Below are 19,950 nucleotides of genomic sequence, written 5' to 3' on the forward strand. Positions count from 1 at the left end.
CCTGCGACATGTGACTTGCGGCTGCATAACAGGGATTGTGCCCTAGACATAAATAAATAGAGTGATCTCTAAGAGCCATCCTTACAGGCGCTAGATGCGCCTTCCAGAATACTCTTATCGAATTATTAAGCGTGAATTATGTCTAGGCTATAACAGGGATTATGAACAAGGAATTCCAAATGAATGTTGAGGACTTCATTAGCAAAGAGCAACGGTATCTTGTGAATACTTATAGCCGCCTCCCGGTTGTCTTCTCGCGAGGAAGAGGAAGTAGATTGTGGGATGTAGAGGGCAAAGAATACCTTGATTTCCTGGGAGGATTGGGAGTGGCTAACATTGGACACTGTCACCCGGCGGTAGTTAAAGTGGTTCAGGAGCAGATGGAGAATCTCGTTCACGTTTCCAATCTTTACTACACCATTCCTCAAATCGAGTTAGCTGAGATGCTGGTGGAAATATCCTTTGGAGATAAATGCTTCTTTTGCAATAGTGGTGCCGAAGCAAACGAGGGAGCCCTGAAATTGGCGCGCAAATACGGCAAGGAGAATTTTGGCGGGAGCAAATATGAGGTGATCACCGCCTTTCGCTCATTTCACGGTCGAACCCTCAAGACTTTAGCGGCCACGGGGCAACCCGATAAACAAAAACCCTTTGAGCCCTTGCCACCGGGTTTCAAGCACGTGCCCCTAAATGATTTGGATGCTCTGAAGGATTGCCTAACCGAGAATACCTGTGCGGTAATGCTCGAACCCATCCAAGGGGAAGGCGGAGTATATGAGTGCGAGGTAGATTACATCAAAGGTGTGAGGGAACTTTGTAACCAGGAGAATCTCTTGCTCATTCTGGATGAAGTTCAAACCGGTATGGGTCGTACGGGAAAGATGTTTGCCTACGAGCATTACGACATCGAGCCTGATGTCATGACTTTAGCAAAGGGTTTGGGAGGTGGACTACCCATCGGTGCTTTCATCACCCGCGAGGAAGTGGCTCGAGTCTTTAAACCAGGTGATCATGGATCAACATTTGGTGGTGGACCTGTTGCTACTTCGGCGGCAATGGCCGCATTGAAGGTCCTAAAAAAGGAAGGATTGATAGATAATTGCGCCAACTTAGGAAGTTATTTTAAACAGGAGCTTGAAAAACTGAAGGAGAAAAGACCTATAATTAAGGAAGTGAGGGGGAAAGGTTTGATGATTGGAGTCGAATTCCACAGGGACCTGCCTGGCAGACCCGCCTTCCAGACGGGTAGGGAGGGTATTGCCCAGGATATTGTACTGAAATTTTTTCATCGCGGGGTGATTGCAAATAATATCGGAGATAACATCGTTCGATTTCTTCCCCCACTTTGTATAATGAGGGAGGAAATCGAGACCGTTCTGGGCATATTTGATGAGATTCTCGACGAATTGGAAAGATAGGTTGTTAGGTGGATGGATTGATAGGTAGTTGGAAATTAACCCATTACCAGTAAGGCGAGCAGATACCTAATTATCAGGGTGGAGGTTAGTGTGGCATCACTTAAGGGAAGAGACCTTCTAACATTGGGTGATCTGGGCCCGGATGAAATTTATCTCATTCTATCCAAAGCCATGGAATTCAAACGCCTGCAACGGATGGGGATTTCCCATCGATATTTAGAGGGTAAAGCCGTGGCCATGATCTTTGAGAAGCCATCCACGAGAACGAGGGTCTCCTTTGAAGTCGCTTTGGCACATCTCGGTGCACACCCAATTTTCTTAAGCGCTGAGGATATGCAATTGGGTCGGGGAGAGTCCATCGAGGACACCGGTCGGGTTCTTTCCCGATACGTGGATGCCATAATCATTCGGACTTTTGCTCAAAGGGATGTGGAAAAGTTGGCTAAAGATGCGGATGTACCGGTGATCAATGCTCTCACCGACGATTTTCATCCATGTCAAGTCCTTGGCGATTTCATGACCATCCTGGAAAAGAAAGATCGCCTGGCGGGTCTCAAGCTCGCCTATGTGGGGGATGGAAATAATGTTGCTCACAGCCTTTTAATGGGTTCAGTTAAAGTGGGGCTAAATATCTTCATCGCTTCTCCAAAGGGATACGAGCCCAAGAAGTGGATCGTTGACATGGCTTTAAGGAACCTAAGAGGGTTAAAACCAAAGGTGGAAATGGTCAATGACCCCATAAAGGCTGTGAGGAATGCTGATATCGTATACACGGATGTCTGGGTAAGTATGGGTCAGGAGGCGGAGCGGGATGAGAGACTATCTGCTTTCCAGTCCTACCAGGTAAATAAGGAACTTTTAGCTTACGCTAAGCCTGATGCCATCGTCATGCATTGTCTTCCCGCCCACCGGGGTGAAGAAATTACCGCTAAAGTGATGGACGATCCCAGGTGTGTCGTTTTTGATCAGGCGGAGAATAGACTTCACGTTCAAAAGGCCTTATTAATTTCGCTAATCGGTTGATCAAAATGAGGTTAAAAGGCGAGAGACACGTTGCTATCAGGGAAATAGTGGAATCAAAGAGAATTCACACACAGGAAGAACTGGTATCTGAGTTACAAAAACTGGGATACGAAGTGACTCAGGCTACGATATCGAGGGACATAAGTGAATTGGGCTTGTTGAAAGTCCGGATGGGTGATGGTACCAGTATTTATGCTCTTCCCGAAGGTAAATTCATAGGCGATGAAACGGAGCATCTTCGAAGGATGATCGAGGATTTTGTGGTAAGCCTGAATCGGAGCGGGAATCTCATCGTGCTTAAAACCACTCCAGGTACCGCTCAGGGTGTAGCCTCCGCACTTGATGGAGTGAGATGGGAAGAGGTTCTGGGAACGGTGGCCGGAGATGATACCATCTTGGTGGTCACTCACAATAGCAGGGAGGGAGCTTCCGTTCTAGCTAGATTAAATGAGCTGAAAAGTAAATAAGCTCCACTCTCGTAGGAGGAAAAATGGCGAAGGAAAAGGTAGTTTTGGCTTATTCGGGTGGGTTAGACACCTCTGTGGCTATAAAGTGGCTTCAAGAGAAATATGATCTGGACGTAATAGCCATGGTCGTTGATGTGGGGCAGGCAAAAGATGACCCATCTAAGGATTTGGAGAGTGTAAAGGAGAAAGCCCTGAAGATAGGGGCAATCGAATCTCACATCGTCGATGCCAGGGAGGAATTCGCTTGTGATTTTATTCTCCCTGCTCTGAAAGCGAATGCCCTTTACGAGGGAAAGTATCCCCTGGTATCAGCACTTTCTCGCCCTTTAATTGCCAAGTGGCTTGTGGAGACGGCCAAATCAAGTGGGGCTAAATATGTGGCTCATGGTTGTACGGGTAAGGGAAATGATCAGGTGCGTTTCGAAGTATCAATAGGTGCACTTGATCCCTCCCTGGAAGTGATCGCTCCTGTACGTGCGTGGGCCATGTCTCGGGAGGAGACCATAAAATATGCCAAAAAACATCGAATTCCAGTCTCGGTTAGTATAAAGAGTCCCTATAGTGTGGATGAAAATCTTTGGGGGCGAACCGTTGAATGTGGGATTTTGGAGGATCCCTGGGTAGAACCCCCAGCCGATGTATATGAGATGACCGTGGATCCCATTCAGGCTCCCCATAGACCACAGTACGTAGAGGTTGGTTTCGTGGAGGGAGTACCAAAGAGCTTGAATGGGAGAGAAATCCCCTTTGTGGATCTCATCACCCGGATCAATGAAATTGCGGGTAGTCACGGATATGGGCGGATCGATATGATTGAAAATCGGCTGGTAGGTATAAAATCCAGGGAGATTTACGAAGTCCCAGGCGCTTTGGCTCTCATTGCTGCCCATCGGGATTTAGAGGATTTAACCTTAGAGCGAGAATTACTCCACTATAAATCGATCTTGGAGCAGAGATATGCCGAACTGGTCTACTATGGTCTGTGGTTTTCTCCCCTTAAAGAAGCTCTCGATGACTTCATCAGTGATTCCCAAGGGAATGTTACAGGGATCGTACGTTTGAGATTCTACAAAGGTTCCTGCAATGTCGTGGGAAGGAAATCCGAAAAATCCCTTTACGATTATTCATTGGCAACTTATGGAGAAGCCGATGAATTTTCACACGAGTTAGCCAGGGGATTTATCGAACTTTGGGGTTTACCATTGAAGTTATGGGCGCGAAGGAGTAGAGAGTCACGGGACAAGGGACCAGCGAAGCGATGAGCAATTGATTAACCTTCGAAGAAAGAGGAGGTGGCAATGGAATATCGGGGAAATCCCACGGATCCGAAGGAGTTTATCGCCTCTCTTTCCTTCGATCGTCGCCTGTACAAATATGATATACGGGGGAGCTTGGCCCATGTGGCCATGCTTGCTAAGTGTGGAATAATCCCAAAGGAAGATGCGGGAAAAATCACTCGAGGACTTAAGGAAATTGAGCGGGAGATCGAGGCGGGTAAATTCAGGTTCGATATCGCGGATGAGGATATTCACATGAGCATTGAGCGGGCTTTGATTGAGAAAGTTGGTCCCTTGGGGGGGAAATTACACACGGCGAGGAGCAGAAATGATCAAATTGCCCTGGATATCAGAATGTACTTAAAGGAAGAGATCTTAAAGATAGGGAATCTGATACGTACTCTCCAGAAAGCTCTTTTAAATCTGGCGAAGGAAAATACCGAAGTGATTATGCCCGGGTATACTCATCTTCAGCGGGCTCAACCCGTACTCTTTTCTCATCATATCATGGCTTATTTCTTCATGTTAGGTCGAGATATTGATCGGCTCAAGAGTTGTTATGAGCGTACTGATGCCATGCCTCTGGGATCGGCGGCCTTGGCGGGAACCTCCTTCCCTATCGATAGGGAATTCGTCGCAAAAGAACTTGGCTTCTCGAAAATAGCTGAGAACAGCATGGATGCCGTGAGCGATAGGGACTTCCTAGTGGAGTTTCTTTCAAGTTTATCCCTTTTGATGATCCATCTCAGCAGCTTTTGTGAAGAGCTGGTTCTGTGGTCAACATCCGAATTTGGTTTTATTCAACTTGATGAAGCTTTCACCACGGGATCGAGCATCATGCCTCAGAAGAGAAATCCCGATGTGGCTGAACTAATTCGGGGGAAGACCGGACGCACCTTTGGGCATTTGATGGGACTTCTCACCACGCTAAAGGCCCTTCCCTTGACTTATAATAGGGATCTTCAGGAGGACAAGGAACCTCTCTTCGATGCCGTAGATACGGCCAAGCGCTCTTTGGAGATATTCACACCGATGGTTGCCTCCATAAGAATAAATCCAGAGCGGATGGGACGAGCGGCTGAAGAGAGTTTCACGGTGGCAACAGATGTCGCTGATTATCTGGTAAGAAAGGGACTCCCCTTCAGGGAAGCCCATGGGGTCGTGGGGAAAATAATCGCGTATTGTCTGGATCGCAATTGTGTTTTGAGTGATCTCAACTTGGAGGATTATCGAAGCTTTTCTCCCCTTTTTGATCAAGATGTGTTCGAGGTTCTTGAGGTTAAACATTCAGTGGATTCAAAGACCAGTGTCGGGGGAACTTCGGTCAAAGGTTTGAAAGATCAGTTCATAAGGGCCGAAAGTTTACTTGAATCCGAAAAGATGTGGCTATCTCATCCGCTTGCCTAACCAGAGATGGCAAGTGGGATTATAGAGGACTTGAGATGACCAACGAGGAAGTGGCAAACATTTTAGACGAAATTGCAGATTTGCTCGATATTCGTGGGGAGATGAGCTTCAAGGTGCAGGCGTATCACCGCGCCGCCAACAGCATCCGTAGTCTCAGGGAGGATATCAACGTCCTTTATAAAGAGGGAAACTTAAGGGAAGTTCCGGCGGTGGGAAAGGGAATCGCCGAGAAAATAGTGGAGCTCTTGGAAACCGGAAGTCTCCCCTATTATGAAGATTTAAAAGAGGAAATCCCACCCAGCCTTGTGGAGCTGATGAGAATCCCCGGTCTTGGTCCCAAGAAAGCCAAATTCCTCTATGATACCCTGAGCATCACCACCATCGACGAGCTTTTGGAAGCTGCACGAACTCATCGTCTTCGGGGCTTAAAGGGAATGAGTGCCAAGACGGAAGAGAACATCATCAGGGGAATTCAACAGTTGAGAAGGGCTAGGGAGCGCATTCTCCTCTTTGAAGCCCATCCCATCGCCGAACGGTTCATCAAGAACTTAAGGAGGCAAGACTTTGTTGAGAGAGCGGATATGGCCGGCTCTTTGAGACGAATGAAGGAAACCATCGGTGACATCGACCTTTTAGCTGCAAGTTATGAGCCCCATAAGGTGATGGATTATTTTTGCCACATGCCCGAGGTAGCTCAGGTTTTAGTGAAGGGCGACACCAAGAGTAGCATCATCGCCCGGAACGGTCTTCAAATAGACTTGCGTGTGGTGAGCCCCGACCAATATGGATCAGCCCTCCAATATTTCACTGGTTCCAAAGAGCACAATGTACACTTGAGGGAAATCGCCCGAAAAAAGGGTCTAAAAATAAATGAATATGGGATTTTTGAGATGGAGGTGGATAGAAGAATAGGCGGGGAGAAGGAGGAGGAAATTTACGAAGTATTGGGAATGTCCTATATCCCACCCGTTTTAAGGGAGGATAGGGGAGAGATAGAAAGGGGAATTGAGGATTCTCTTCCCAGGCTCATTCAACTTGAGGACATAAGGGGTGACCTTCACGTCCACTCTTCGTGGACCGATGGATTGAGCAAGATAAAAAGGATCGCCGAAGCCGCCATCGAATTGGGCTATGAGTACGTAGCCATCTGCGATCATGCTGAGCAACTCAAAGTAGCTGGGGGATTGACCAAAAAAGAGCTTAGAGCTCAGGCCGAAGAGATTATGAGGCTGAATGAGGAACTCGATGGCATCACCATCATGTGCGGGATTGAGCTGAACATAGATAATGATGGCAGGGTCGATTACGAGGATGAATTTTTAAAGGAGCTGAACATCGTGGTAGCCTCAATACATGGGGGTTTCCGCCAGCCGGAGGACCAGCTCACAAAGCGAACCTTATCCGCTATATACAATGAGTACATCGATATAATTGGTCATCCCACTGGCAGGATATTGGGTAAACGCGAACCCTATGCCATCGATCTAAAAACCATTTTTAAGGCGGCTGCGGAGACGAATACCATTCTGGAATTGAATTCGTTTCCCGATAGACTGGATCTCAATGATATTCAACTAAGAGAGGCCAAGGAGGGATACGGCATAAAATTCGCCATAAACACGGATGCCCACAGTGCGGCTCAACTGGCTTATATCAAATATGGCGTGGCTACGGCTCAAAGGGGCTGGCTGGAGCCAGAAGATGTCATCAACACCTATCCACTCGATAAACTGAAGGAGATACTCAAGTAAGTCCGATTAGCGATTCGCGATGTTCGATGAGCGAGCCCATCCGCTAGTCGCTGATCTCGCCGAAAAATGAAGGGGAGAAAATGGCCATGAAACTCAGAGAAGTATACAGGTTAGCTGTGAAGATGGGCATGTCTAAGGATCCTCGGGGTGAAAAGGGTGTTAAACGGGTTTTGGACAGAATCAAGGATAACTTTGGGCAATTAAGGGAAGAGGAAAGGGAGTTCTTCGACATCGAGAAGCTGACCAATCCCTATTCTGATACCCGCATCCTATGTGGCGATCTGGAGATGGAGATAACTGGGGTTCTGGCTGGAATTGATCTGGAGGTCCCCGAGGTCCTGTTGGCCGATAGATTGAATGAAAAGGGAGAAAGGATAAATCTCCTCCTCGCGCATCACCCCGAGGGAAGCGCGTTGGCAGCTCTTCCCGAGGTTATGGCGATGCAGGCGGATATATGGGGAAAGCTCGGTGTACCCATAAATATCGGTGATGTCCTCATCGATAAGCGCATGAAGGAGGTACACAGAGCCTTGCTTCCCTTAAACCATAATAGAGCGGTTGATGCAGCACGTCTTTTGGGATTTGCTTTCATGACCATCCACACCCCCGCGGATAATCTTGTGACCTCTTTTTTGCAGAAGATCTTCGACGAGGAAAAGCCCTATACCGTCAAGGACATTGCGGATAGGTTGAGGAGGATACCCGAGTACAACTATGCCGCGAAGGATAGCGCTGGTCCCACCATTTTAGTTGGCGAACCGGATAGACGAGCGGGTAAGGTTGTCGTGGACATGACGGGTGGAACTGAGGGTCCTGAGGAAGCCATCGAAAGGCTGGCGGATGCCGGTGTGGGAACCTTAGTTGGAATGCACATGGGGGATAAGCTTCGAAAGAGAGCGGAGAAACATCACATAAATGTGGTCATTGCGGGGCACATAGCCAGTGATGCCGTGGGAATCAATCTCTTCCTCGATGAGCTGGAGAAAAAAGGGGTAAAGATCATCGTCTGCTCAGGGTTAAGACGTGTTAGAAGGACTTAGCTACCCCCATGCCTCGCCACTCTAATGGAAATGTTACTTCCTCTATCGACTGTGATTCCACCGAGGGGATTTTGTTTTATCACCTTCCCATCATTGCTCGGAATCGAGGTTTTTTCGTAACTCATGATAGTCATCAACCCAGCTCGATCGATGGCTCGAATGGCTTCGTGCTCTTCCATTCCCAAAACGTTGGGAACAACAGTTTTTTGCGAAATCGGTTCGCCCGCGCTCACGGAGATGGTGACCGTGAATCCCGGTTCAACTTCGGTTCCCTCCTTTGGCTCTTGATTGAAAACTTCACCTTTGGGAACGCCGGGATATACCTCGTCTACCCGATTAACTTTAAATCCAAGCTTGGTAAGAATGTTCTTTGCTTCCTCAGCGGTCAAGCCAACGACATTGGGGACGACTATTTTTTTGGGGGCGGTGTGGATATTGCAAAGTTTAGTCGGCTCGGTGCCCTTAACGAAGGTACGAGTGACCACATTGGGGCAATAGATGCTGGCCAAAAGTCCAGAGTCTTTGCATACCCTGACTCTCACCACTTCCGATTCGGGGGCGGGGAACCTGGAGGGGGGAGTGTCCTCAAGGGCTTTGTACATGAATTTTGCCCAGATCTGAGCGGGGAAGCTACCCCCCACAACTCGAATGCCATGTACGTTTTTCATCTCAATTTGTCCCTGTGGATAACCTACCCAGATACTGGCCACCAAATCCGGGGTATAGCCTATGAACCAGGCATCTCGATAATTCTGTGTCGTACCCGTCTTTCCCGCGGCCGGACGTCCGATATTCGCTCTTCGCCCCGTTCCATATTTGATCACATCTTGGAGAATATCGGTGACAACATAAGCGGTCGTAGGATTTATGGCCATTTTTTCATCCACCTTATTTTCCTCCAATACTTTCCCCTTCGAATTGGTGATTTTTAAGATACTTAAGGGCGTGCAGTGTACTCCATGATTAGCGAGGGTGCCATAGGCTGAAGCCATTTCCAAAGGGGAGACTCCGATCTTTAAACCACCCAGGGCGATTGCAGGATTTGGGTTAAGAGGGGAGGTTATACCCATCTTTTTGGCGATATTGACCACATTTTTGGGACCTATTTCCATTATTAACCTGGCGAAAACGGCATTAACTGATTTTATCGTTCCTTCTTTAAGGGTCATGGGAGGGCCGCCGCTTCCCTCTGTTGCATTCCTGACATGCCAGTCTTTACCGGGGAGCTTAATTGTAAGAGGGGTTGATTGATAGACTTTATTTGGCGAGACGCCATCCTCAATGGCGGTGACCAGGACGAAGGTTTTAAAGGAGGATCCAGCTTGCCGTCTTCCCTGAACGGCCAGATTAAATTTTTGGGTATTGAAATCTCTCCCTCCGACCATGGCCTTTATATAACCAGTTTTTGGATCTATGGCCACAATGGAAGCACTGGGATCTTCTGGTCGATTGAGTGTGGACCACACTGCCTCTTCGGCATGAGTTTGCATCTTTAGATCCAAAGTAGTAAAAATGCGTAAGCCCCCCTTGAAAACCGCATTAGCTCCATATTTATCGATGAGGATTTGCTTGACGTACTCCACAAAGTAGGGAGCTCGAATTGGTTTTTCCTTAATTTCCTGAACTTGAATGGGGATGGCTTGGGCGGTTGCAGTTTCCTCCGCGGTTATGAATCCAAGTTCCGCCATCCTTTTTAGGACAAGGTCGCGACGGGCCTTTGCCTTATCGGGATTGGTGTAGGGGGAATAATAACTGGGGGATTTAATGAGTCCAGCCAATAAAGCACATTCTGGGAGGTTCAAATCCCTGGCTTTCTTTCCGAAGAATGTTTCCGCGGTGGTCTCTATTCCATAACAACCATGCCCGAAGTAGATGGTATTCAGATACTTTTCCAAGATGATTTTCTTTGAATACTTTTTCTCTACCTGATAGGCCAAAACTGCCTCTTTTATCTTCCTTCTCAACGTTTTTTCGGGAGTGATGAAGGTATTTTTGACGTATTGTTGAGTTATTGTGCTTGCTCCTTCTACTATTTTTCCTCTTTTAAGATTTATGATTACGGCTCGCGCTATTGCTTCAAAGTCCACCCCCTTATGCTTGTAAAATCTCTGATCTTCTATGGCTATTACGGCATCTTGAAGGCTCTTGGGGATTTCGCTTAGGGGGACGATGACCCTATTTTGTTCGGCGTAAAGGTTTGCTATCAGGGAACCGTCGGCAGCATACATTTTGGAGGTTTGGGCGGCTTCAGGGGCTGTTTGACTTTCCAGTCTGGGGAGATCTTTGGCGCAGCTTGCTAAAATCCCTGCTGCAGCCAGAAAGAAGGTGAGAAAGGCGAAAAAGACTCCTAGGCTTATAATCCTTAAGAATCGACCCCTCCTTTTCCTAACTATTCTTCGTCTCCTTGCTCTCGACACTGGAATCTCCGCCTAGTTTGAATCTTTAAATTTTCTGAAAGAATTATATCATAATGAGCTCCAGCATAGTTCCCACAAGTATTTTTCTGCATTCATTCACCTTTTACTCCCGCAGCTTCCTTAATGCAAAATGCAAAGATCAAAAATCAAAATCACAGATCAAAATCAAAAATCATTTTGTCTCAGGTCCGAGGCCCAACGTTCTATAATCTCGGAGACCGTTCATGATTTGACTTAGACTTTGGGCAGGAGATTTCAGACTTTAAATAAATTTTGAAATTTACTCTGTCATTTTGCATTTTAAATTTTAAATTTTGAGTTAAATTTGGTTCGTAGACAGATTTGGAAAAAGCATGGTAGACTTATGCAAGGTGAGGAGAGATGGAGCAAGTTGATGAGCAACTGGGGATAATTACACGGAGTACCGAGGAAATCTTGCCTCTGGAGGATCTGAAGGCGAAATTGACCCGCTCTTTAAAGGAGAAAACTCCTCTCACCGTCAAGTTTGGAGTGGATCCAACTTCACCCGATCTTCATTTGGGTCACGCCGTAATCCTTCGAAAACTTAAGACTTTTCAAGAGCTGGGTCACAGGGTGGTATTGCTGATCGGGGACTTCACAGCTCGGATTGGAGATCCCTCAGAGAGGTCTGTGACAAGACCACAACTCGGTGCCGAACAGGTGAGAAAAAACGCGAAGACCTACACGGATCAAGCCTTTAAGATATTGGATAGGGCGCGAACGGTGATAGATTACAATAGTCGTTGGTTTGGCAAAATGACTTTTGAGGAGATATTAAAACTCTCTGCAAAGTTTACTGTGGCTCAAATGCTCGTAAGAGATGATTTTGGAAAGCGGTATTCCGAGGGTTTTCCCATCGGGCTTCACGAGTTTCTTTATCCTGTGATGCAAGCCTATGATTCAATAGTTCTCCATGCCGATATAGAAATCGGGGGGACCGATCAAATATTTAATATGCTTGCAGGTAGAGATCTTCAACGGGAGTCTGGGCAGGAACCACAGGTCGTAATAACTATGCCCATTTTGGAGGGAATCGATGGAAAGCAAAAGATGAGTAAGAGTTTGGGAAATCACGTGGGTTTGACCGATCCTCCTGAAGAGATGTTCGGAAAGATTATGTCCGTCCCCGACGAGCTAATGATAAAGTATTTTTATCTTACAACCGATTTATTAAATGGTGAGATAGAGCAGATAAACCAGGGTTTAGAGCAAGGAACACTCCACCCCGCTAAGGCTAAACGTCGATTGGCACGAGAGGTCGTCACACTATACCACGGTCATTCGGCTGCAGAGTGGGCCGAGAGAGAATTCGACACCATTTTTAAAGAGAAGGAGTTGCCATCCCAGATACCAGAGGTTTTGGTATCCAGAGAGCTTTTGAAGGATAAGAAGATCTGGATAGTGAGGCTCATAACCTCAGTTGGATTTGCCAAAACGGGCAGTGAGGCGAGGCGCCTTATACAGCAGGGTGGGGTCAAGTTAAATGGGAAGGTTATCCAGTCTCCGGATATTGATATCGAAATTAAAGATGGATATATTTTGCAGGTGGGAAAGAGGAAATTTACCAGACTCAAATTAAGTTGACAAATAATTATGGCAGGTGCTATTATCGTATTGGTGTGAGCACTGAATGTGCGGGTGTGAGATTTGAAAAGTTTACACGAACTGGAGGCGACAAGTCCATAGGTGAGTGATCTTCAATCTGGACAAAAACAGATTGTTGACTTGTCGCTGAACATTTCAGCGACATTTTTTTCAAGTTGAGCTTGACAGTAAAGTTTTTAATATGTTAAATACCTTGATGGTTGATCTTTGAAAACTGAACAGTGTGCCCTGGGTTAGCAAGGAATTAAGCGATTGGCCATCGGTGAAAGTGATGGCTGAGAGCTAAAAGTTTCAATGGAGAGTTTGATCCTGGCTCAGGATGAACGCTGGCGGCGTGCCTAACACATGCAAGTCGAGCGGCCCTGAACCATGCGATTGCGCTTAGGTTCAGGGGAGCGGCGAATGGGTGAGTAATGCGTGGGCAATCTACCTCGAAGACTGGGATAACTCCTTGAAAGAGGAGCTAATACCGGATAATTTTACTTCTCGCATGGGGAGTAAGGAAAGGTTCCCGTTAGGGTTCTGCATCGAGAGGAGCTCGCGTCCTATCAGCTAGTTGGTGAGGTAAAGGCTCACCAAGGCTACGACGGGTAGCCGGCCTGAGAGGGTGTTCGGCCACACTGGGACTGAGACACGGCCCAGACTCCTACGGGAGGCAGCAGTGGGGAATCTTGCGCAATGCCCGAAAGGGTGACGCAGCGACGCCGTGTGGAGGAAGAAGGCCTTCGGGTTGTAAACTCCTGTCAGGAGGGACGAAGGTCCCGATTTATCGGGGCTGACGGTACCTCCAGAGGAAGCCCCGGCTAACTACGTGCCAGCAGCCGCGGTAATACGTAGGGGGCAAGCGTTATCCGGATTTACTGGGCGTAAAGGGCACGTAGGTGGTCTACCAAGTCGGGTGTGAAAACTTTGGGCTCAACTCAAGGCTTGCATCTGAAACTGATAGGCTAGAGTCCAGCAGAGGAGAGTGGAATTCCCGGTGTAGCGGTGAAATGCGCAGATATCGGGAGGAACACCTGTGGCGAAGGCGGCTCTCTGGGCTGTGACTGACACTGAGGTGCGAAAGCTAGGGGAGCAAACAGGATTAGATACCCTGGTAGTCCTAGCCGTAAACGTTGGGCACTAGGTGTAGATTCTCTAAGGGTCTGTGCCGAAGTTAACACATTAAGTGCCCCGCCTGGGGAGTACGACCGCAAGGTTGAAACTCAAAGGAATTGACGGGGGCCCGCACAAGCGGCGGAGCATGTGGCTCAATTCGAAGCAACGCGAAGAACCTTACCAGGGCTTGACATGCTGGTGGTAGTGATCCGAAAGGGGAGCGACCCCGAAAGGGGAGCCAGCACAGGTGGTGCATGGCTGTCGTCAGCTCGTGCCGTGAGGTGTTGGGTTAAGTCCCGCAACGAGCGCAACCCCTTTCCCATGTTGCCAGCATTAAGTTGGGGACTCATGGGAGACTGCCCCGGTCAACGGGGAGGAAGGTGGGGATGACGTCAAGTCATCATGCCCCTTATGCTCTGGGCTGCACACGTGCTACAATGGCCGGTACAATGGGCTGCGATGGGGTAATCCGGAGCGAATCCCATAAAACCGGTCTCAGTTCGGATTGAGGTCTGCAACTCGACCTCATGAAGGCGGAGTCGCTAGTAATCGCGGATCAGCAATGCCGCGGTGAATACGTTCCCGGGCCTTGTACACACCGCCCGTCACACCACCCGAGTCGTTTGCACCCGAAGTCGCTGACTCAACCCCCCGACTTGTCGGGGGGAGGGAGGCGCCGAAGGTGTGGAGGGTAAGGGGGGTGAAGTCGTAACAAGGTAGCCGTACGGGAACGTGCGGCTGGATCACCTCCTTTCTAAGGAGTATGAAAAATACAGCACACTGTTCAGTTTTGAGAGATCAACTAAATGGAGCCAAGAGGATTTGATCAGGAAGTTAAAATTCATTTAGTTTATTTGGATTAAGCGAAGTTTAACAGGAAAGCGGTTATAGGCCAGCTTCGCTGGCTTTTTTGCACCTTGAAAATTACATAGCGGAAGTCGAGTATCCATAGGTCAAGTTACTAAGGGCATATGGTGGATGTCTTGGTGCTGGGATCGATGAAGGACGTGGTAAGCTGCGATAAGCCTCGGGGAGGCGCAAACAGCCTTTGATCCGGGGATCTCCGAATGGGGAAACCCAGCTCTGCTAAACCGGAGCTATCCACATCTGAATACATAGGGTGTGGAGGACAACCGGGGGAACTGAAACATCTTAGTACCCTGAGGAAAAGAAAGCGAGTGCGATTCCCTGAGTAGTGGCGAGCGAAAAGGGAACAGCCCAAACCAGTTGGGTGTTAAACCTGCAGGTGCTGCCCAACCTGGGGTTGTAGGAGCTACCAGGCGCTGCTGCAGAAGTGCCAGGGAGTTAAAAAACTTAAGGGTAGTCGAAGGGCTTGGAAAAGTCCGCCAGAGAGGGTGAAAGCCCCGTAGACGAAATCCTTAAGTCTCCCGGTAGTTTCCTGAGTACCACGGGACACGGGAAATCCTGTGGGAATCTGGCCCGACCACGGGTTAAGGCTAAATACTCCCCAGCGACCGATAGTGGACTAGTACCGTGAGGGAAAGATGAAAAGAACCCCGTTGAGGGGAGTGAAATAGAACCTGAAACCATATGCTTACAAGCAGTCGGAGCCCTCTATCGGTTATCCTTTTGGGTGCCGATATGGTGACGGCGTGCCTTTTGTAGAATGAACCGGCGAGTTACGGTGCGTAGCGAGGTTAAGGCCGATGAATCGGCCGGAGTCGTAGCGAAAGCGAGTCCTAATAGGGCGTTTAGTTGCGTGGCGTAGACCCGAAGCTGAGTGATCTATCCATGGCCAGGGTGAAGTCTCAGTAAAACGGGATGGAGGCCCGGACCCACTGGTGTTGAAAAACCAGGGGATGAGCTGTGGATAGGGGTGAAAGGCTAATCAAACTCAGTGATAGCTGGTTCTCCCCGAAATAGCTTTAGGGCTAGCCTCAGGTGTTTAGCTTTGGGGGTAGAGCACTGGTTGGGCTAGGGGCCCTAACAGGTTACCAAACCCAGCCAAACTCCGAATACCAAAGCTTGAGAGCCTGGGAGTCAGACTGTGGGGGATAAGCTTCATGGTCAAAAGGGGAACAGCCCAGACCACCAGCTAAGGTCCCAAAGTGTGAGCTAAGTGGAGAAGGATGTGGAATCGCCGAGACAGCCAGGAGGTTGGCTTAGAAGCAGCTATCCTTTAAAGAGTGCGTAATAGCTCACTGGTCAAGCGATTCTGCGCCGAAAATTTAACGGGGCTTAAGCTCATCACCGAAGCTGTGGCCCTGAAGTATGCGCGCAAGCGCTTAACTTCGGGGGGTAGGGGAGCATTCCCTGCGGGACGAAGTTGAGTCGCAAGGCTTGGTGGACTGTAGGGAAGAGAGAATGCCGGTATAAGTAGCGAGATCCCGATGAGAAATCGGGACGCCGTAAGCCTAAGGTTTCCTGGGGAAGGTTAATCCGCCCAGGGTTAGCCGGGACCTAAGCCGAGGCCGAAAGGCGTAGGTGATGGACAGCTGGTTGATATTCCAGCGCCACCAGGTCGCGTTCCCTTTGGGGTGAAGTGATGGGGTGACGCAGAAGGGTAGGCCATCGCGGCGTTGGTCGTCCGCGTTTAAGCACGTAGGGGGTCCCGACAGGGAAATCCGTCGGGATATTAACCCTAAGGTGCGATGACGAGCCAATTTAGGTGAAGTGACTGATCCCACACTGCCGAGAAAAACCTCTAGCAAGCGACTTGGTGCCCGTACCGTAAACCGACGCAGGTAGGCGGGTAGAGGATACTCAGGCGATCGAGCAAACCCTCGTTAAGGAACTCGGCAAAATGACCCCGTAACTTTGGGAGAAGGGGTGCCTCATTAGCGTGAACTCCTCACGGGGGGAGCGTGAAGAGGTTGCAGAGAAACAGCCCAGGCGACTGTTTACTAAAAACACAGGTCTCTGCTAAGCCGCGAGGCGAAGTATAGGGGCTGACGCCTGCCCGGTGCCGGAAGGTTAAGGGGACGGGTTATCTCCCGACTTTGTCGGGAGAGAAGCTCTAAACCTAAGCCCCGGTAAACGGCGGCCGTAAGAAAGTTGCGGCTCCTTAGGGGTAACCCTAAGGAAAAAACCTGGCTATATGCTGGGAAGCCTGTCCCCTCAAAGGGGTGTAGTATCTCACGCTACTCCTGGATTTTTACGAACATTTGTTCTAAAATGCAAAAATGACTGTAACCAAGGAGTGATAAAGCGTTGGGTGCAGGTAATCAGCAGGAAAGGCTAAGGGCTATTGGATGGGTCGTAGGTTTTGTAGATGGACAAACAATGAATCGCAGAAGCCCATCTAGGTTCTTAGAATCCTCAGAGGCCATACGCCAGGCCCCTTGCTAATAGCAAGGGTGAAGATATGGTCCACCCCTCATGGCGATATGAGGACTAGGTGAACTATAACGGTCCTAAGGTTAGTATGTGCTTGCCTTAGTAAAATCCGGCTATATGCTGGGAAGTCCCGTGTATCCGGCGGTACCTTGAGAAGGTAACAATCCGACCGGTGGGGATGATCAGCAGGAAAGACCCCCGATATATCGGGGGAATCCTCAGAGATCATACGCCGGACACCTAGGTGTGAGCTTGGGTGAAGATATGGTCCGTACCTCCTAGCGATAGGAGGAGACCGGCAGAAATGACGGTCCGCTCCGATGATTCGAAGTCATCAAGTAACAGACAGAGCGAAATTCCTTGTCGGGTAAGTTCTAACTTGCCCCTTATGGAAGAGATTCCATAAGCAAAACCGGCTCATATCGGTGAAGCCCTATCGCATTGTAAGAAGGCGAGGGTAATACCGAGGGAAGCTGCCCCAATTAAGTTGGGGTTAGCCCTGTAACGACTGATAAAATCAGGGGAGATAGCAGCTACTGCCAACTGGCAAATCTAAGGTTGCTATAACACGCCGGTATCTTGAATTTGGGGGTCTGAGATGGATATCGCATCTTATCTCTCCGGCGACGCTGATGGTGAAGGATGTTTCTGTGTGACCTTTAATCGAAGCAAACGACATGCTTTTGGTTGGGACATTAGACCTAGTTTTTCTGTAAGTCAGAATCATGACCGTGCTGAGATTTTGGAGTTGTTTAAGAACCAGTTCGGTTGTGGAACAATTAAGATTTGGGGGATCGGATAAGACGGTAAAATATGAAGTCAGAAGTATTCCGGAACTGGTAGCGAAGGTCATCCCCACATTCTGAGCTATATCCGCTCATCTCTAGTAAACAATGCGATTTTGAGATATTTGCGGAGATATGCCGGATGATGAATAGGAGAGAGCATCTGATGCCAAAGGGTCTTAATAAGATTGCTGAACTTGCATCAGAAATGAACACTTCAGGCAAGAAGAAATACCCCCGAACCAAGATAAAGGTATAGTCTACACCTCTGGTAACAGGGGAGCAATGTGAAGTTCCGACCTGCACGAAAGGCGTAACGACTTGGGCGCTGTCTCGACGAGGGGCTCGGCGAAATTGTACTACTCGTGAAGATGCGAGTTACCCGCAACTGGACGGAAAGACCCCGTGAACCTTTACTGTAGCTTGACATTGGACTTTGCTGCGGCATGTGCAGGATAGGTGGGAGGCAGTGAAGCCCCGACGCCAGTCGGGGTGGAGCCGCCCTTGAGATACCACCCTTGTCGTAGTGGGGTTCTAACCCTAACAGTTATCCTGTTTGGGGACAATGTTAGGTGGGCAGTTTGACTGGGGCGGTCGCCTCCCAAATGGTAACGGAGGTGCTCAAAGGTTCCCTCAGCGCGGTCGGCAATCGCGCGTTGAGTGTAAGGGCAGAAGGGAGCCTGACTGCGACCCGTACATGGGGAGCAGGGACGAAAGTCGGACCTAGTGATCCGGCGGCTCAGCGTGGAATGGCCGTCGCTCAACGGATAAAAGGTACTCCGGGGATAACAGGCTCATCTCCCCCAAGAGTCCACATCGACGGGGAGGTTTGGCACCTCGATGTCGGCCCATCGCATCCTGGGGCTGGATAAGGTCCCAAGGGTTCGGCTGTTCGCCGATTAAAGCGGTACGCGAGCTGGGTTTAGAACGTCGTGAGACAGTTCGGTCCCTATCCGTTGCGGGCGCAGGAGACTTGAGGAGAGTCGTCCCCAGTACGAGAGGACCGGGACGAACGGACCTCTGGTGTACCAGTTGTTCTGCCAAGGGCATCGCTGGGTAGCTATGTTCGGAAGGGATAAGCGCTGAAGGCATCTAAGCGCGAAGCCCACTCCAAGATTAGGTCTCCCATCCTTAGGAGTAAGACCCCAGGTAGACTACCTGGTTGATAGGCCACAGGTGTGAGCCCAGCAATGGGTTGAGCCGAGTGGTACTAATAGGTCGAGGACTTGACTTTTACTCGATGACCGCTATGTAGTTTTGAGGGTGCAAATAGGTAGTCGATGGACGATAGTCCATAGTCGATTGTTTGAAAGATTGGTTCAGGGGAGGTCGTCAGAAGGATGATCTCCCCTAATTTTATTGCTCAAGCCTATTAGTTTGTTTTTGATTCCTCCGTTTGACATAGCAAACTGCCAGGGTTATCGTATAGTGAGAAAATGAGTTGGGATGAAGATGAGAAAATTATTGTTGATACTGGGTCTGGCAATGTGTGGTGAGGGGCTCGTTTGCCTTATAACTCCTAAAAGCTATCTTAAGCTTTGGAAATTTGACTGGGCCCCTGCGGACTACAATGACCTTCTGGACAATTTGAGTGCCTCGCCCGGTCTTGTGCGGGCTTTGGCTGCTGCGGAGTTAGCCCTCGGGATGTGGCTTACATTCCACGAATTAAGCAGAAGACGGGAAAACTAAACCCCGGCCATTGGATATTGAGAAATTGGTTTCTACCATGGGAGATGAGGTATAAAAATTCATGTCCTGGCGATAATATGTTAGACTTCAATTATTGAGGAGGTGAATTGATGAGCGATAAGGTTTATACCGTAAACCAAGTGGCGGCTCTTTTGAATCTTAAACCAGAGACCGTTAGGACTTATTGCACGCGAGGAAAGATACGAGCTCTTAAGGTTGGTGGGGAGTATCGCATTCCCAAAAGAGATCTGGAAAAATGGGTTGAGGCTAGCAAAAGAAAGTTTGCATACCATTCCAGAGGCGGAACGGAGTTTAAGGTTGAGATTTGTAAACTCTCTGAATTAGGAACACAAAATCCTTCCTTCTTTTATATCTCCTCTTCGAAGGGTGATTCATTCTTTTTTGAGCTTTATATCTCGCCTGAATACTTGAGGGATAGAGAGATTGAATTAACTGACAGATTGAAAATCATATACGATGCCTTAGAGCAAGATGTGCGTGAGCCAAAAAGAATAGAGGTTCTACCCTCAGGGATATATTATGGGGATATCGTCCCAGATATCGAATTTTAATTGCTACCATTGTAATTGCTCTTCTTTGAACTTTTGCAAAAGCCCGCCTGCCGGCAGGTGGAAAAGATTTTTATAGGAGAAAA

11 protein-coding genes and 2 rRNA genes are annotated in these 19,950 nt (G+C 48.6%); 12 read left to right on the plus strand and 1 reads right to left on the minus strand.

What is annotated here, in order from left to right; all coding sequences use genetic code 11:
* The first annotated feature begins 161 nt into the window (after positions 1–161).
* The 7 genes from QMD66_05060 to QMD66_05090 all read left to right on the plus strand — a co-directional run bounded on the left by QMD66_05060 (position 162) and on the right by QMD66_05090 (position 8,383).
* On the plus strand, positions 162–1,418 hold the full coding sequence (locus QMD66_05060; GenBank protein MDI6822211.1) for an acetylornithine transaminase: 1,257 nt from the start codon (positions 162–164) through the stop codon (positions 1,416–1,418).
* A gap of 90 nt (positions 1,419–1,508) precedes the next feature.
* Positions 1,509–2,441, plus strand: coding sequence for an ornithine carbamoyltransferase (gene argF, locus QMD66_05065; GenBank protein MDI6822212.1), 933 nt, complete (start codon positions 1,509–1,511; stop codon positions 2,439–2,441).
* A 5-nt stretch (positions 2,442–2,446) separates the two neighbouring features.
* Positions 2,447–2,908: an arginine repressor gene (gene argR / locus QMD66_05070; GenBank protein ID MDI6822213.1), complete on the plus strand. Its 462-nt coding sequence runs from the start codon at positions 2,447–2,449 to the stop codon at positions 2,906–2,908.
* 23 nt (positions 2,909–2,931) lie between these two features.
* Positions 2,932–4,170: an argininosuccinate synthase gene (locus tag QMD66_05075; GenBank protein ID MDI6822214.1), complete on the plus strand. Its 1,239-nt coding sequence runs from the start codon at positions 2,932–2,934 to the stop codon at positions 4,168–4,170.
* Positions 4,171–4,206: 36 nt separating this feature from the next.
* Positions 4,207–5,592 carry an argininosuccinate lyase gene (argH, locus tag QMD66_05080; GenBank protein ID MDI6822215.1) on the plus strand — a complete coding sequence of 462 codons (1,386 nt, stop codon included), beginning with the start codon at positions 4,207–4,209 and terminating at the stop codon, positions 5,590–5,592.
* A 35-nt stretch (positions 5,593–5,627) separates the two neighbouring features.
* Positions 5,628–7,343: a DNA polymerase/3'-5' exonuclease PolX gene (polX, locus tag QMD66_05085; GenBank protein ID MDI6822216.1), complete on the plus strand. Its 1,716-nt coding sequence runs from the start codon at positions 5,628–5,630 to the stop codon at positions 7,341–7,343.
* Between the two features lie 86 nt (positions 7,344–7,429).
* Positions 7,430–8,383 carry an NGG1p interacting factor NIF3 gene (locus QMD66_05090; protein MDI6822217.1) on the plus strand — a complete coding sequence of 318 codons (954 nt, stop codon included), beginning with the start codon at positions 7,430–7,432 and terminating at the stop codon, positions 8,381–8,383.
* On the opposite strand, the gene QMD66_05095 is transcribed toward QMD66_05090, so the two are convergent.
* Positions 8,380–10,800, minus strand: coding sequence for a PBP1A family penicillin-binding protein (locus QMD66_05095; protein ID MDI6822218.1), 2,421 nt, complete (start codon positions 10,798–10,800; stop codon positions 8,380–8,382). The two genes, QMD66_05090 and QMD66_05095, sit on opposite strands and share 4 nt — an antisense overlap.
* 381 nt (positions 10,801–11,181) lie before the next feature.
* Here QMD66_05095 and tyrS point away from each other — a divergent pair, with 381 nt between their 5' ends.
* The 5 genes from tyrS to QMD66_05120 all read left to right on the plus strand — a co-directional run bounded on the left by tyrS (position 11,182) and on the right by QMD66_05120 (position 19,867).
* Positions 11,182–12,405 (plus strand): tyrosine--tRNA ligase, encoded by a 1,224-nt coding sequence (gene tyrS / locus QMD66_05100; protein MDI6822219.1) that lies wholly within the window; start codon positions 11,182–11,184, stop codon positions 12,403–12,405.
* A gap of 312 nt (positions 12,406–12,717) precedes the next feature.
* Positions 12,718–14,278 (plus strand): 16S ribosomal RNA (locus QMD66_05105).
* A 197-nt stretch (positions 14,279–14,475) separates the two neighbouring features.
* A 23S ribosomal RNA gene (locus QMD66_05110) occupies positions 14,476–18,840 on the plus strand.
* Together the 16S and 23S rRNA genes form the textbook arrangement of a ribosomal RNA operon.
* Before the next feature lie 218 nt (positions 18,841–19,058).
* Positions 19,059–19,295, plus strand: coding sequence for a hypothetical protein (locus tag QMD66_05115; protein ID MDI6822220.1), 237 nt, complete (start codon positions 19,059–19,061; stop codon positions 19,293–19,295).
* A 110-nt stretch (positions 19,296–19,405) separates the two neighbouring features.
* Positions 19,406–19,867: a helix-turn-helix domain-containing protein gene (locus tag QMD66_05120; GenBank protein MDI6822221.1), complete on the plus strand. Its 462-nt coding sequence runs from the start codon at positions 19,406–19,408 to the stop codon at positions 19,865–19,867.
* The last annotated feature ends 83 nt before the right edge of the window (positions 19,868–19,950 follow it).

It is taken from the genome of Actinomycetota bacterium (genome assembly GCA_030018275.1).
In the GTDB taxonomy this organism is placed as follows: Bacteria; Actinomycetota; Aquicultoria; order Subteraquimicrobiales; family Subteraquimicrobiaceae; genus Subteraquimicrobium.

What these genes read in the sequence shown, in the direction of transcription:
- QMD66_05115 (MDI6822220.1), top strand. Translation starts at nt 19,059, where the DNA reads ATGAGAAAATTATTGTTGATACTGGGTCTGGCAATGTGTGGTGAGGGG.
- argH (MDI6822215.1), top strand. Translation starts at nt 4,207, where the DNA reads ATGGAATATCGGGGAAATCCCACGGATCCGAAGGAGTTTATCGCCTCT.
- QMD66_05060 (MDI6822211.1), top strand. Translation starts at nt 162, where the DNA reads ATGAACAAGGAATTCCAAATGAATGTTGAGGACTTCATTAGCAAAGAG.
- QMD66_05075 (MDI6822214.1), top strand. Translation starts at nt 2,932, where the DNA reads ATGGCGAAGGAAAAGGTAGTTTTGGCTTATTCGGGTGGGTTAGACACC.
- argR (MDI6822213.1), top strand. Translation starts at nt 2,447, where the DNA reads ATGAGGTTAAAAGGCGAGAGACACGTTGCTATCAGGGAAATAGTGGAA.
- tyrS (MDI6822219.1), top strand. Translation starts at nt 11,182, where the DNA reads ATGGAGCAAGTTGATGAGCAACTGGGGATAATTACACGGAGTACCGAG.
- QMD66_05120 (MDI6822221.1), top strand. Translation starts at nt 19,406, where the DNA reads ATGAGCGATAAGGTTTATACCGTAAACCAAGTGGCGGCTCTTTTGAAT.
- QMD66_05090 (MDI6822217.1), top strand. Translation starts at nt 7,430, where the DNA reads ATGAAACTCAGAGAAGTATACAGGTTAGCTGTGAAGATGGGCATGTCT.
- polX (MDI6822216.1), top strand. Translation starts at nt 5,628, where the DNA reads ATGACCAACGAGGAAGTGGCAAACATTTTAGACGAAATTGCAGATTTG.